This window comes from Brevibacterium aurantiacum, from assembly GCF_900169065.1.
GTDB classification, from domain to species: domain Bacteria; phylum Actinomycetota; class Actinomycetes; order Actinomycetales; family Brevibacteriaceae; genus Brevibacterium; species Brevibacterium aurantiacum.
The window spans coordinates 134,488-147,798 of sequence record NZ_FXZB01000004.1; the positions used below are offsets into that span (position 1 = coordinate 134,488).

The 13,311-nt window shown below is 63.4% G+C and carries 13 protein-coding genes; 4 read left to right on the forward strand and 9 right to left on the reverse strand.

Features of this window, described 5'->3' with window-relative positions; all coding sequences use genetic code 11:
• Positions 1-8 precede the first annotated feature (8 nt).
• The 4 genes from aztD to aztB are packed head-to-tail and all read right to left on the reverse strand — an operon-like array spanning position 9 to position 4,313.
• The gene (gene aztD, locus BAUR9175_RS04235; RefSeq protein WP_096146265.1) at positions 9-1,259 is read right to left on the reverse strand and encodes a zinc metallochaperone AztD; all 1,251 of its coding nucleotides are present in this window, start codon (positions 1,257-1,259) and stop codon (positions 9-11) included.
• A 19-nt stretch (positions 1,260-1,278) separates the two neighbouring features.
• Entirely contained in the window at positions 1,279-2,220 is a 942-nt protein-coding gene (gene aztC / locus BAUR9175_RS04240; RefSeq protein ID WP_096146264.1) for a zinc ABC transporter substrate-binding protein AztC, read from the reverse strand.
• Positions 2,220-3,452, reverse strand: a complete 1,233-nt coding sequence (locus BAUR9175_RS04245; RefSeq protein ID WP_096146263.1) for an outer membrane protein assembly factor BamB family protein — start codon at positions 3,450-3,452, stop codon at positions 2,220-2,222. The genes aztC and BAUR9175_RS04245 overlap by 1 nt, the downstream gene beginning before the upstream one ends.
• Positions 3,453-3,461: 9 nt before the next feature.
• Positions 3,462-4,313 (reverse strand): zinc ABC transporter permease AztB, encoded by an 852-nt coding sequence (gene aztB / locus BAUR9175_RS04250; RefSeq protein ID WP_096146262.1) that lies wholly within the window; start codon positions 4,311-4,313, stop codon positions 3,462-3,464.
• 29 nt (positions 4,314-4,342) lie between these two features.
• On the opposite strand from aztB, the gene aztA reads away from it, so the two are divergent.
• Entirely contained in the window at positions 4,343-4,975 is a 633-nt protein-coding gene (gene aztA / locus BAUR9175_RS04255; protein ID WP_096157623.1) for a zinc ABC transporter ATP-binding protein AztA, read from the forward strand.
• Positions 4,976-5,030: 55 nt separating this feature from the next.
• On the opposite strand, the gene BAUR9175_RS04260 is transcribed toward aztA, so the two are convergent.
• Positions 5,031-8,693 carry an efflux RND transporter permease subunit gene (locus tag BAUR9175_RS04260; RefSeq protein ID WP_180959202.1) on the reverse strand — a complete coding sequence of 1,221 codons (3,663 nt, stop codon included), beginning with the start codon at positions 8,691-8,693 and terminating at the stop codon, positions 5,031-5,033.
• Positions 8,694-9,145: 452 nt separating this feature from the next.
• Positions 9,146-10,315, reverse strand: coding sequence for a CobW family GTP-binding protein (locus tag BAUR9175_RS04265; RefSeq protein WP_069600972.1), 1,170 nt, complete (start codon positions 10,313-10,315; stop codon positions 9,146-9,148).
• Positions 10,316-10,457: 142 nt separating this feature from the next.
• Between BAUR9175_RS04265 and BAUR9175_RS04270 the strand changes: the two genes are divergently transcribed.
• On the forward strand, positions 10,458-10,871 hold the full coding sequence (locus tag BAUR9175_RS04270; protein WP_069600973.1) for a Fur family transcriptional regulator: 414 nt from the start codon (positions 10,458-10,460) through the stop codon (positions 10,869-10,871).
• A 13-nt stretch (positions 10,872-10,884) separates the two neighbouring features.
• Here the strand turns inward: BAUR9175_RS04270 and BAUR9175_RS04275 are convergent, their stop codons facing one another.
• Positions 10,885-11,925 carry a GTP-binding protein gene (locus BAUR9175_RS04275; protein ID WP_096146259.1) on the reverse strand — a complete coding sequence of 347 codons (1,041 nt, stop codon included), beginning with the start codon at positions 11,923-11,925 and terminating at the stop codon, positions 10,885-10,887.
• Positions 11,926-11,993: 68 nt separating this feature from the next.
• Here BAUR9175_RS04275 and ykgO point away from each other — a divergent pair, with 68 nt between their 5' ends.
• Positions 11,994-12,116 (forward strand): type B 50S ribosomal protein L36, encoded by a 123-nt coding sequence (gene ykgO, locus BAUR9175_RS04280; protein ID WP_069600974.1) that lies wholly within the window; start codon positions 11,994-11,996, stop codon positions 12,114-12,116.
• Between the two features lie 7 nt (positions 12,117-12,123).
• On the opposite strand, the gene BAUR9175_RS04285 is transcribed toward ykgO, so the two are convergent.
• Entirely contained in the window at positions 12,124-12,567 is a 444-nt protein-coding gene (locus tag BAUR9175_RS04285) for a GntR family transcriptional regulator (protein WP_083248856.1), read from the reverse strand.
• Positions 12,568-12,589: 22 nt separating this feature from the next.
• Complete coding sequence (locus BAUR9175_RS04290; RefSeq protein ID WP_083248857.1) at positions 12,590-12,805, reverse strand: GntR family transcriptional regulator; 216 nt, start codon at positions 12,803-12,805, stop codon at positions 12,590-12,592.
• Between the two features lie 281 nt (positions 12,806-13,086).
• On the opposite strand from BAUR9175_RS04290, the gene BAUR9175_RS19325 reads away from it, so the two are divergent.
• Complete coding sequence (locus tag BAUR9175_RS19325; RefSeq protein ID WP_164513993.1) at positions 13,087-13,251, forward strand: hypothetical protein; 165 nt, start codon at positions 13,087-13,089, stop codon at positions 13,249-13,251.
• The last annotated feature ends 60 nt before the right edge of the window (positions 13,252-13,311 follow it).

A 13,311-nucleotide genomic window follows, 5' to 3' on the forward strand; every position in this document is an offset into this window, starting at 1 on the left:
CGCAGGCGTCAGCCCGTCACCCCGGTGACCTCATTGCTGGCGTGTGGCAGTTCAGCACTCTTCTCCACCTCGCCGGTCGCCAGATCCACGATGTGGAGCTGGCTCTTGTCCGGTTCGGAGACGTAGGCTTTCTCCCCCTGCACGAAGAGCGTCGGCCGAGGCTGCTGCCAGTCCACGGGCTCCTTCCATGCTTCGGTGACCGGGTGGGAGTCAGTGATCTTGCCGGACTCCGGGTCGATGACGTTGAGCTTGCCGTCAGTGCCGAGCACGAGGGCCTCACCTTCGGGTCCGCGGGCCAGGGAACGGAAACTGTACGAGGAGTCGAGGTCGACGAGTTTCATCGTCCCGGTCTCGGTGTTCGTCAGAGTGACCTTCTCCGGGCGCTCGAGTTCGGCATCCTCGTCGACCTTGTAATCGCCGAGCACGACCGGTGAGTCATCGGATCCGGCCTGATTGCCGATGCGGCCGTATGAATCCGGGGCGTCGACCTTCGTGAACTTTCCGTCCTTGTAGTAGAGGATGCCGTCTTCACAGCCGACGGCGATCGCCTCGTTCTGGGCAGCGGCTTCCCCGTGGACACCCGGGCAGTCTTCGTTGCGGGCGATCTCCTTGCCGTCGGCGTCAATGACCTTCGCTCCCGAGCGTTCTTCTTCGTTGCCGATGGTGTGCAGGACGTTGCCGTTCTCCAACTGCACTGCCACACCGTGGTGTGCCTCTTCTGCTTCTTTGACCTCGGGTTCGGGTGTGCCGTCACCGAAGGCATTGGTGTCGAAGATCTGCATCCGTCCGTCGCCGTCGCCGAAGAGCACCGTCGAACCACCGTGGCGCACGACGTGACCTGGGGTATCGGTTTCGTAGACCTTGTCGGTGAGTTCAGGCGATCCGGCGAAGCTGTGGGTATGGTCGCCGTGCTCTTCGGTCCAGACTCCGGCGTCGAAGAGCTGGAATCCGCTGGCCACCGAGACCATGACGTGCCGTCCGTCTCCGACCGGATTGACCCGGTTGAAGCCTTCGAGCTTCGTGTCGTCGATGACCTCAAGCGTCCTCGCATCCAGAGTGAGGATGCCGCCGTCGTAGGTGGTGACCAGTCGCGACTGTGCTTCTTCGACCTGTTCGGCGTCCGAGGGCTCCCCCGCATCTGTCTGGTCGCCGGTGTCGGGGTCGGCCTCCGCTCCGGTGCCGCCGCAGCCGCTCAGCAGGAGGGCGGTGACGGCCGCGGTCGCAGCCAGTGGTGCGATCAGGGTGTGTCGTGTTCTCATTCTTCTCTCTTCCCTATTCTCATGATGGTGTGTCCGTGATCTGTGGTGATGCGAGCCCGTCCGCGATGGCCTTCGCGTTGGTTCTCTGCATGTCGATGTAGGTTCCGGCCTCACCGTCGGCCTCGGTCAGCGATTCCGAGAACAGCGGTGTCACTTCGACGTCGAGGTCAACTTCCTCAGACAGGGCCTCGGCGAGCTTCTGCGGCTGCGAGGAGTCCGCGAAGATCGTGGGCACGCCGGCGTCTTCGACCGTGCGCGCGAGCTCCTCGAGGTCGGCTGCCGAGGGTGAGGCCAGCGTGGTTCCGCTTGGCAGCACCGCTCCGATGACCTCGAAGTCGAAGCGCTGTGCGAAGTAGCCGAACACGTGATGATTCGTCACCAGCTTCCGGTTCTTCGCAGGAATCGCTTCGACGATCTCTGCGATTTCGGCATCGAGGTCCTCCAGTTGCCCCCGATACGAGGCCACGGACGGTTCGATCGCCTCGGCGAGGTCATCGCCGACCTCCTCCCCCAGCGCCGAGGTGATGGTGTCGACGGCGGCGATCATCCGCGCGGGATCGGTCCAGAAGTGCGGATCGGGTGTGCCCGCGCTGCCGCCCGAGGTGTATTCGAGGGGGTCGATGCTCTCACCGACATCGAGGACACGCACCCCTTCGCTGCGCGCATTGTCGAGGTTGGCTGAGAGCCCCTCTTCCAGTCCGAGGCCGTTGCCGATGATGAGATCCGCGCTCTCCATGGCCCCGGCTTCCTTCGCCGAGATGCCGAAGGAATGCGGATCGGAGTTCGGCTTCATCAGCACCGTGACCGCCGCGTGGTCTGCGACGAGACTGCTCACGACATCGCCGAGGATGTTCGTCGTCACCACGATCGACGGCTCATCGTCGCCCCCGCTGCAGGCAGTCAGTGATCCGAGCGTTGCCAGGGTGAGTGCCACCGCAGTGAGGTGGTGCCGTGTGCTCATCACCGTCCCGTCACAGCCAGGCTCGCGGGCGCTCCGCCGAGGTCGAAGCTGCGTGCCTCACGCAGCCCATCGGCCGGGTCGAGTTCGAGCACTGTGCCCGACGCAGGGTCGCTGACATAGGTGCGTTCGCTATCCACGGCCACCGAGGGTCCGGCTCCGTGACCTTGGTCCTCGGCGTCGAAGGGCTTGATGAGTTTCTTCTTCGCCAACTCCTTCCCGGTCTCCGGGTCCAGCGAATAGACGGTCCCGTCTTCGTCCAGGGCCACGACCACGGAATCGTCGGGGGCGATGCCGGCGGAGACCACCTCGGCGTCGGTGTCGGCGTACATCCATTCATCGGTCGACGCGTCGAGGATCCCGATTCCACCATCATCGAAAGGTGCCGCGGCGAGGTCTCGACCGACCTCGATCGACCACGCGCGCTCATCGGTGTCCTCGGGGTAGGGCAGCACCTCGGCGTCGAAGCCCTCATCGACCCTGATCACGCCGTCGGCGCAGGCGAAGACCAGCCCGTCGCGAGTGACTCCGGCTCCGTGGATCTCCTCGCATGTCGCATCGATCGGCGAGGCCTGACCCTTGTCGTCGTACACGGTGAGTTCGGAAGGCAGATCATCGGCCTTGTCCCCTGGAAGCGTGGACACGAAGTGATCCTCGAAGGGGACCGTCACTCCGTGGTGGGCACCCGGTTTCACGGTGCCGAGCTGAGTGAGTTCACCATCGCCGAGGGCGCTCCGGTCATAGATCTTCGCCCGGCCCTCGCCGTCGAAGAAGAAGGCGACCTCGGTCGGGGTCGAGACGACGTGCGCGGGGTCGGCCCCGTCGACCTGACCGATGGTCTTCGCCTCGGCCTTGTAGTAGTGCCTGTGATCGCCGTGGTCGACCGTCCACGCCCCCGTGTCGACGGCTGTGACCGTTCCGGCTTCACCATCGCCGAGGTAGAGGTACCGGGAATCTGCCCCCGCCAGGGTCGTCGATGGTGAGCCTTCGACCTTCTCCACGACATCCTCGGTGAGCAGGTCGATGACCGAGACCGCGCCGGTCTTCGCATCACTGACGGCCAGCCGCAGCTGCGGCTCGTCGGCCTCCTCTGCCCCTTCGACATATCCGTGGGGCGCCGTCGATTGACTGGGGCTGTTGGCCCCGCTGTCCGCTTGTTGGCCCTGGCACCCGGTCAGGGCGAGCAGTGCGATCAGTGCCGCGCTCGGTGCGGCGAATGCAGTTGTCCTCGTCATGAGATCTTTCTATTGATAATGGTTCTCATTGTATTGAAAGTATTGTAGCGCACTTTTCACCCGCCTCGCGACGAGCACCGCGAAGAAGATGAGGACGGTGAGCAGCGCAATGGTCGCGCCGGCAGAGGTCTGGGCATACCAGCTCACGAGCAGCCCGAAGAAGCACGAGAACACACCGATCACCGAGGCCGCTGCCATGATTGCCCCGACGCGGTCGAACAGGAGGCAGGCCGTGGCCGGGGGTCCAATGAGGAGTCCGAAGACGAGGAGAGTGCCGACGACCTGGAACGATGCGACAACCGCCAGGGCTGTGAGCATGAGCATCGCGATATGAGCCCAACCGGGCCGCATGCCCAGAGTTGCGGCTTTTCGCTCATCGAAGGCGAGCGCGAGGAACGGCCTGTGCAACAGAATGCAGGCCAGCACTCCGAGGCAGGCTGCGACTGTGAGGATGATCAGGTCCTGGCCGCGGACCCCGAGCACGTCACCGAACAGGAAGCCCGTGAGGTCGACGGCGAATGATTGGGAGTGGGACACGATGACCACGCCGATGGCCAGCATTCCGACGAAGAGCAGTCCGATGCCGACGTCTTGGGACAGCTTCGACTCGCGCGATACCCAGGTGATCCCGGCCGCCATCACCAGCGCACTGACCGCCGCGCCGATCATGAGCTGACCGCCGAGGAGCGCCGCGATTGCGACTCCCGGCAGCATCCCGTGCGACATCGCATCCCCGAAGAAGGCCAGGCCGCGCAGGACGACCCAGGTGCCAATGCACCCACAAAGCACGGCAGCGAGCACACCGGCGATGAGGGCGCGGAGGACGAAGGACACCTCGAAGGGCGCGAATAGGAATTCCATTTGCTGATGATAATCATTATTGTTATCGAATGGGCAATCCGATCACAGTCGCAGACCTGACCTGCCACCATGGTGACCATCTCGCGGTGAAAGGCGTGTCACTGACAGCAGTCCCGGGCCAGGTCACAGCACTTGTCGGGGCCAACGGTTCGGGCAAATCGACCGTCCTCATGGCGCTGGCCGGCCTGCTCAGGCCGACGAGCGGCACGATCTCCGGCCGTCCGGCCAGCATCGCATTCGTGCCTCAGCGCAGCACGGCTCCCGACCACCTGCCGATCACCGTCCGGCAGACTGTCGCGATGGGCAGGTGGGCCTCCTGCGGGCCGTTGACTCGCCTCGGCGGTGAGGACAGACGCATCATCGATGACTGCCTGGCACGTCTGCGGATCAGCGACCTCGCCTCGCGACGCCTTGGGTCGCTCTCCGGCGGACAGCGTCAGCGCGCTCTCGTGGCGCAGGGCTTGGCGCAGCGCCCCGAGCTGCTCCTCCTCGACGAGCCGCTGGCCGGCATCGATATTCACGCGGCCGTGGACATCGCCGAGGCCATCGACTCCGAGCGCAACCGCGGCGCCACGATCGTCATGGCCACGCACGAGCGCGCCCAGGCCGAGCGTGCCGATCATGTCGTCCGGCTCGAGCAGGGCGTCCTCGCAGCGGGTTGACGGGGACGGCTGGCTGCCTGCCGACGCTGACATCGACCTGCCGCCGCGGTCAGGGTCACTCCTCCCTGTACCCGGCGTCCACCTCGGCGGTCTCCGCTTCGATCCTTGCCTCATCGGCATCGCGCTTCGCCGCGGCCTTCGCGTCGTGGCGCTCGGCCCGGCGCTCCTTGCGTCGCTCGACGAGGAGGTAGAGGGCAGGCACGAGGATCAGAGTCAGCACGGTCGAGGAGGTCAGACCGCCGATGACGACGATCGCCAGCGGCTGGGAGATGAAGACTCCCCCACCTGTGAGCCCCAGTGACATGGGCACGAGTGCGAAGACCGTGGCAGCGGCCGTCATCAGGATCGGGCGCAGACGCAGACGGGTGCCGTGGATGATCGCATCCATCAGCCCCATTCCGTGTTCACGAAGCTTGTTGATGAGGTCCATGAGCACGATCGCGTTGGTCACCACGATGCCGATGAGCATGAGGAGACCGATGAGCGAGGGAATGCCCAGCGGCGTTCCGGTCAGCAGCAACAGCAGCACGGCACCGGTCGCGGCGAACGGGATCGACACGAGCAGGACCAATGGCTGCACGAAGCTGCGGAAGGTCGCGATCATGACAAGGAAGACCAGCGCGATCGCCACCAGCATCGCCCATCCCAGCTGAGCGAAAGAATCAGCTTGCTCCTGGCTGGCGCCTCCGACGTCGAAGCTCACACCAGCGGGCAGGTCCATGCTCGAGGTCAGCGCACTCGCCTCGGCGGATACGGGATTGAGCTGCCCTTCGGCCGGTGTGGCGAACACGGTGACCTGACGGTCCCCGTCCTCACGAGTGATCGTGGCAGGAGTCTCGGTCTCATCGACGTTCGCGATCTCATCGACCGTGATCGGCTCACCCTTGATGTCGGGGATCGCTGCCTGCTCGTCGGCGAGGTCCTGCTCCTCGTTCTGGTTCTCCTCCTGCTCACGCTGGCCATCGACCAGGTCATCGATAGCGTCGTTGGCTTCGTTCAGACCCTTCTGCGCCTGCTCGACTCCTTCTTCGGCCTGGTCGACCTGCTCGGCCGCCATATCATCAGGGCTCGGTGCCGGTGGAGGATTCTTTGCGTCCCTCAGTGCTTTTCGAGCCTCTTCCAACTGATCGGCGGCATTGTCCCGGGCCTCGCGTGCAGAGTCGAGCTGCTCGGCCGCGTCGTCCTCGGCCTTGGCCTTGGCTTCGTCGGCCCTGCGATCGGTCTTCTCCTCAACGGCGTCGGTCGCGTCCTCCTGCGCGTTCTGCGTCTGCACCTCGGTGACCGGAAATTCCAAGGCTCGGATCTCATCGGGTGTCGCATCAGGGTGGGTCGGTGCGAGGAAGATGTCTCGCTCCTTGCCCTCCAATGTCAGAGTGCCGGCCTCGCTGCCCTGCAGGGCAGCGGCGATGGCCTGGCCCACCTCAGCCTGGCTGTAGCCGTAGTCCGCGGCCTTCTCACGGTCGACGTCGACATGGATGATCGGCTGATCGGAGGCGAGGTCGTTGCGGGCGTTCGTCACACCCTCGGTCTCACTCATCTTCTTCGTCACCGCGTCAGCGGCCTCGCCGAGGGCCTTCATATCAGAGCCGGCCAGCTTGATCTCGACGTCCTCATTCGTGCTGCCGGAGGCGTCCTGAACATCGGCCTCACCGATATCCTCACCGAGGCTCTCGACCTGGGACCGAATCCGGTTCGTCGCCGCCTTCGCATCGGAGTCGGTCTTCAACGTGATGTTGAAGGAATTCTCGGCGCCGGTTTCTGGCCCATTGACCGTCGTCGAATAGGTATCGACGTCGGGGTCGGAGGCGAGCACGTCTTCGATCTTCTTCGCCGCCTCGTCGCTGGCCTCGAGCGAGGCTCCGGCGGGCAACGTCTGTGAAATGTAGAGGGAGCCCTGTCCCGCAGATCCGAGGAGATCGGTCTTGAGGAAGCTGGCCATCATCATGGTGACGGCGAAGATCGCCACAGAGATGACGATGGTCCGCCATGGGTGCCTCAGTGCCGCGAGAATGGCAGGCAGGCTGCGCTGCTGGAGACGGTCGACCCGGTCGGAGGCCTCACCGTCACCGGGCATCGGCTCCACCGGAGCATCGGCAGTCGCCGCTGGAAGCAGTGTCTTGCCCTTGGCCTCGCGCTTCGCGTTCTTCTTCTCGATCTTCCTCTGGCGGCGCTCCGCTCGCTTGATGCCCTTCTCACGATGCTTCTGGGCCCAGGCCTCATAGCTTGCATCGGTGGCAGCCTGGCGCTTCGGGGACAGAGGCTTCGGGCTCTTGCGCAGCACCCAGTAGCTGAAGACGGGAACAATGGTCAGAGCCACAACGAGAGAGCCGAGCAGAGCCAACGTCACGGTCACGGAGAACGGGCGGAACAGCTGCCCGGCGATGCCGTCGACGAAGGCGATGGGCAGGAATACAGCCACAGTGGTCAGCGTCGATGCGGTGATGGCCCCGGCGACCTGCTTGACCGAGGCGACGATGTCATCGACCGTCAGCTCGGTCGTGCCCTGCCGTCTGCGGATGTTCTCGATGACGACGATGGAGTCGTCGACGACGCGTCCGACAGCGATGGTCAGGGCACCCAGGGTGAGGATGTTGAGTGTGTAGTCCCCGACCATCAGTCCGATCATGGCAATGAGCAGCGACATCGGGATGGAAATCGCGGCGACGACTGTGGAGCGGAAGGAGCCGAGGAAGGCCAGGATCACGAGGATGGCGAAGAACAGCCCGAGCCCGCCTTCGACGGACAGATCGTGGATCGACTTCTCGATCTCTGGTGCCTGATCGAAGATCGTGGAGAACGCGATGTCGTCCCCGAGTTTCGGACCCATCGTGTCGAGGACCTCGTTGACGCCGTGGGAGACTTCGACGACATTGTCATCCTGCCCCTTGGTCACGGACACCGTCACAGCATCGTTGCCGTCGGCACGCGAATACGAGGTCTTCTCCACCGAGTCGAGCTCAACATCGGCTACCTCACCCAGCAGGACCGTTCCATCGGCCGTTCGCAGCGGAGTCTTCTCGATCTGGTCGACGGCGTCGAGTTCGCCGCCCACCTCGACCGACAGAGACTTGTCACCGGTTGCGCTCTGTCCGGCTGGGACGACGGTTCCCGCAGCGGTGAGCTCATCTGGCACCGAGGTGGTGACGACATTCTTGTCGTTGACGTCGTTGGGCCGGAAGCTGATGTTGACCCGCTGCTCGGTCTGTCCGGCCACCTCGACGCCTGCGACGCCGCCGACGGCTTGGAGTTCAGGCACAAGCTCGTTCTCGACGAGGTCACCGAGCTTCTGTGCATCTTCTCCCCCGGAGACGGCGAACATGACCACCGGAACGTCGTCGATCTGCTGGGAGAGCACCTCCGCCTCGGCGCCGTCGGGCAGGTCCGCCTTCGCGGAGTCGACGGCGGAGCGCACAGAGTCCGTCATCTCCTCGGCGTCCTTGCCGAAGGGCCACGTGATGTTGGCCGACATCGATCCCGCCGAGGTGGTTGTGCTCACTGTCTCGAGGTCACCGAGGCCCTCAAGTGCGGTTTCGATCGGTTCGGTCACCGTCTTCTCGACGACCTCTGGTGAGGCTCCCGGGACCGTGACCTGCACCGAGGTGCCAGGCAGTTCGACCGAGGGCATCGTCTCCTGGTTGAGAGAGGTGGTGGCGATAACGCCGAAGACGGCGATCACGAGGGTGAGCAGTCCGACGATGAGGCGGTTCTTCAGACTCATCCTGGTGATCAGGGACACGTGTTCCTCCGGGTTTCGAGCATAGGGCAGCTGCGGGCGGGTGTTCGGGCGTTTCGGTGACGCTGATGTTTCAGCGGTGGTTCTTCAGCGGTGGTGCTGGGTGGGGTTGGTCGAGCAGGGATGGTCCGGGCAGGGGAACGAATCCAGTCTTTCAGGTCAGCCCGTACAGCGCGTCCCCCAAAAGTTGTCTTCCTCCTCCCCCATAAGGCTGAGTGCGACAGGGGAGATCGGTCATAATCTGATCATATGAGCGCCGTGGTCTGCGGGCGCGGGTGTTTTCCTCCGTATCGGGTTCCGGTAACACCACAATCGCGCTCCATGCCAGCACCGGGACAGGTCAGTGCCTCACAGCGCTGGGTCGACGCAGATGGTTGCTTCGTGCTCTCAGCTGTATTCGGCGATACTCAGCTGCCTTCAGCTGTGCAGGGTTGTTTTCAGCTGTGCAGGCGGACGTAGTGGCGGAGTCGCTCGACGCCACTCGGGTCCCCACCGCCGTGCAACGCGCCTTCCAGCTTCGCTTTGACGACGTCTTCGTCGAAGGATTCGCCGATGATGACGAGCACACTATCCCAGCTCGTGTCTTGGGCGACGGCCGTCGAGTTCTGTGGCACAGCCGTCGAGTTCTGAGGCACAGCCGTCGACACATAGACATTCGGTCCTACTGCCTGGATTCCAAAGCTCCTGCTTCGGGCCCTGTCGTTGACGAGGATCGACCCCTTCACCCGGTAGACCCCGGCCGGCAGATCTTCGAGGACGTCGAGTATGGCACCAGCGTCAGCACACCCGTGACCGGTGACCGTCACCGACTGTGCGTGCCTGTGGACTGGGACGTTCTCGCCGTCGACGCCCTCCTGGGCCGCTTCGACGTAGGCCTGCCGGATGAGGTCCCGGATCGGCAGTTCAGCCTGGATGGGTTCCGTGTTCGCTCCTGGCTCTTCGCCCGAACAGGCACCTGGCTGGGTTCCGTCGCCGCTTCGTCCGGCCCCGGATCCTGGATCGAAGATGAGTGCCGGGTCGAGTCGGCCGTAACTGGTGCCGACGACGAGCAGTCGCGGATTGCGCTGATGAACCCGCTCCTGGATCGCATCGACAGCGGACCCACGTTCCGCTGCCGGCAACTGGTCGAGCTTGTTGACAAGCACCAGAGTCGTCGCCGCGTACCGCATCGGGGGTGCGGTTTCAGTATCGACCGTAGCGGCATGCATGGTGGCATCGATGACATCGATGACCCCGCCGAGGTGAAAGCGGTGGTGGCCCATGCGAGTGACCATTCGCGCCAAGGTCAGCGGTTCGGCGAAGCCGCTGGCTTCGACGATGATGGCATCGAGCCGCAATCGTGGCTTCGCGAGTGCTGTGAGGGCGTCTTCGAGAGAGGTGTCGTCATCAAGACAGCAGATGCATCCACCCGAGATGGAGAAGGGTTCATCGACCTGCCCGACGACGAGGCCCGCGTCGATGTTGAGGTCTCCGAAATCGTTGACGACCACCCCGATGCGCGCGTCGGGGTGGCGCAGCAGATGGTTGAGGAGGCTGGTTTTCCCCGCCCCCAGGTAACCGGTCAGGAGGATCACCGGAACAGCACCTGCGGGCTGATTCCTACTCACATGTCCTCCGCATCAGTCGCATGGCCACCACTCACCCGCTAATGGTAACGTTTTTCATTAAGTTCAGGACACATCGACGTATGCGCATATGCTCATAGGACCAACTGCATTGCACAGGCTGCACAGGCGGAGGCACAAGGACATGACGGTTGAGGAACCCAAGAGGACTCGGAGCACGGCGCAGAAGGCCGTGATCAGCTCCGCGCTCGACAACGAGAAGCGCTTCGTCTCTGCCCAACAGCTCCACAGGACACTTGAAGATCACGGTCACACGGTCGGGTTGGCAACCGTCTATCGGCAGCTCAACGCCCTAAGCGAATCCGGTCATGCCGATTCCATCACCATCGCGGAAAAGCAGCTGTTCCGCGCCTGCGCTCAGGACGAGCACCACCATCATCTGGTGTGCGAGAACTGCGGCAAGGCTGTCGAGATCGAACCGCCCAGCGAGGACTGGATGAGCACCATAGCCAAAGCTCATGGATTCGAAGTCACCCGACATGTGTTCGAGATCTTCGGACTCTGTGCTGAATGCGCCGCATCTGCACAGAGCAGATAGTGTCCTCGTCGAATCACATCGTCGCCGTGCTCCAGTCTGGGAACCGGTCCGGAAAGTCTGCCCAGACCATCGGTCCGGCCGCCAACTCCTCATCACTGAGGGCGGCATTGTCGAGGACCCGTCGCAGCAAGGGTTCATCGATCCCAATACCGATGAACGCCACGTCCTGACCAAAGGCCAGGACTTCGCCATCGGCACTGAGCCTGTCATCAAGTGCCAGAGGTGAGAGCGTGAAGAACCCTCCCACCTGGTCCCATTGGCCGGTGATGTGCGGCCGGGTGGCCAAACGGGCAAAACCAGCCGAACGCAGAATCCGACCACAATGCCCCTGGAAGAGGCACGAGGTCAGTGCCTGGTGAAGTCGCCCAGGGTGGAACGGTCGCAGCTGCTCATATCGGCACGCCACGACTCCACGCGACTGGAACTTCGGCGTGAATTCTCCATTGAGGATCGAGACCCAGCCCGCAACCGGCGGCCGCTTCGCAAATGGCCGCCGATCCTCGCCATGGACGCGGTCGGAATCGGCGATGAGACACTGGTCGGCACTCGGAGCAAGATGGTCGAGCAGAGCGGCAGCCTGCTCGAGTTCCGCGGTCTCCAGCGCCCCGGAATTGACGATCGCGATCGTTGAGGAAAACTCGATCTGGCTCACGAGCAGCTCTGCCCTCGCAGCGAGGATACCGCCCTCGCACTCGCCGCCCATGGCCGGCAGGCCGACATAGTCCGGGGACCATATGTCGACAAGCATGTGCGCGACATCGAGTACGCAGACAAGGTCGATGAGGCGCGTGTCGACACCGGTCGCATTGAGTGACCCCACGATCTCCATCACCGGCGTCTCGAAGGGGTATTCCAGCACGATGCCATGCGCCTGAGATGCCTTGCGGAGGAGGTCGACCGTGCGGTCCACCACCTCGACGCCCTCGGCGGTCTGTTCAGCGGGAACGAGGACGAATCCGCGCACCGCCGCCAGACGCCTGGCGTAGCTGCTCCGCTCCTCCACACACATGCCCGTCACCGCGATCACATCGATGTCGGCCTCCATCTTCGGCATTGGCTTCCTTTCCTCGAAGAACCTAGTATTAATGTTAATAATACTCGTTCTCAATAAGGAGTTCAGCAATGAAGGTCAGAAATTCTCTGCGTTCGCTTAAGAAGCAGCCGGGGGCACAGGTCGTTCGCAGGCGCGGCCGCATCTTCGTCATCAACAAGAAGAACCCCCGCTTCAAGGCCCGTCAGGGCTGAGTCGAGCTCAGCATGTCCGCTCTGGTCCACCCGCACGGCTGTGTGTGAAGACCTCGGGGTAGAGTTCGACGAGCTTTCTGGTGTGGCGGATATGCAACGCCAACATCGCCTCGGCGGATTCGACATCGCCGTCGATGACGGCCCGGAGGATCATGCGGTGCTCGGCGAAGATGTCTGCCCGGCGAGAGCGTCGGGTGACTCCATTCGGGGCCAGCAGCTGCCTGCGGTAATAGTGGGTGAGGTTCCACAGGTGATCGACCGTGTCGTGGAGCCTGATCGTCGTCGCTCCCGCCATCAGCGCTTGGTGGAAGTCATGATCGCACTCGAGGAACTCACCCGGCGAGGTCGCCGCTTCCACCCGCAGTGCGCTGGCTTCGAACTCGACGAACGACTCCGCCGTGTGCGTGGGCATTGCCATTCTCAGCAGCAACGGCTCCAGCCGTTCCCGCATCAGATAGATCTCCCGGCACTCGTCAAGATCGAGTGTGGAAACCCATGCTCCGGTCGATGCCACAAGGGTGACCAGCCCGGAGGATTCGCAGGGTCTCCCTGATCGGCAGCCTGCTCACACCGAACTCCTCGGCGATCTCTTCCTGCCTGATCCTGGTTCCGGGAACGAGAGCGCCTTGGATGATCCGCGACCTCAGCTCTGCAGCGATTCTGGCGCTGGCCGCCTGATCGTGTGTCACAGCTCAAACCTCCTTCGCCCATCACCGTACCCACTCTCGGGCAGGTACCCGCTCTCGGGACATGCCCTCTCAGACATCCGCCCCCTGCCGTGAAGCCTAGTCGCCCTCAAGCCGGAAGAGCGCGGGCTTCAGGCCAACAGAGAGTGCGCTTGCTGCCCTGAGACGACTGATCCCGAGCCCCGGATCGACCGTTGCCCCGAGACACGCCGTGCCGATTGCAATCAAACTGCAATCCACCACTATCTCGCGCGGAGACACTCCGAAATGTGGAATTGCTTCCTGTGAATTCCACGCTCCATTGGATCCAATGTGACAACACGGCATTCGTCTGGGGTGAGATCATCACGGTGATCTTCTCGGTCGTCGTCTTCTACGTCGGCATCAGCTGCCGACTGTCTCCAGAGGAATCGGTCGAAGCCATCGAGCAAACGCAGATCGACGACTGATCACCGACTTCGATCCAACTTCGATCGTCTCAACAGCCATGGTCGAAGTGGGATCGGGCT

Bases quoted from the DNA above. Each gene is read 5' to 3' on its own strand.
- BAUR9175_RS04270 (WP_069600973.1), top strand. From the start codon at position 10,458: ATGACGGTTGAGGAACCCAAGAGGACTCGGAGCACGGCGCAGAAGGCC.
- BAUR9175_RS04275 (WP_096146259.1), bottom strand. From the start codon at position 11,925: ATGCCGAAGATGGAGGCCGACATCGATGTGATCGCGGTGACGGGCATG.
- aztD (WP_096146265.1), bottom strand. From the start codon at position 1,259: ATGAGAACACGACACACCCTGATCGCACCACTGGCTGCGACCGCGGCC.
- BAUR9175_RS04260 (WP_180959202.1), bottom strand. From the start codon at position 8,693: ATGAGTCTGAAGAACCGCCTCATCGTCGGACTGCTCACCCTCGTGATC.
- aztB (WP_096146262.1), bottom strand. From the start codon at position 4,313: ATGGAATTCCTATTCGCGCCCTTCGAGGTGTCCTTCGTCCTCCGCGCC.
- aztC (WP_096146264.1), bottom strand. From the start codon at position 2,220: ATGAGCACACGGCACCACCTCACTGCGGTGGCACTCACCCTGGCAACG.
- ykgO (WP_069600974.1), top strand. From the start codon at position 11,994: ATGAAGGTCAGAAATTCTCTGCGTTCGCTTAAGAAGCAGCCGGGGGCA.
- BAUR9175_RS04285 (WP_083248856.1), bottom strand. From the start codon at position 12,567: ATGCGGGAACGGCTGGAGCCGTTGCTGCTGAGAATGGCAATGCCCACG.
- BAUR9175_RS04245 (WP_096146263.1), bottom strand. From the start codon at position 3,452: ATGACGAGGACAACTGCATTCGCCGCACCGAGCGCGGCACTGATCGCA.
- aztA (WP_096157623.1), top strand. From the start codon at position 4,343: ATGGGCAATCCGATCACAGTCGCAGACCTGACCTGCCACCATGGTGAC.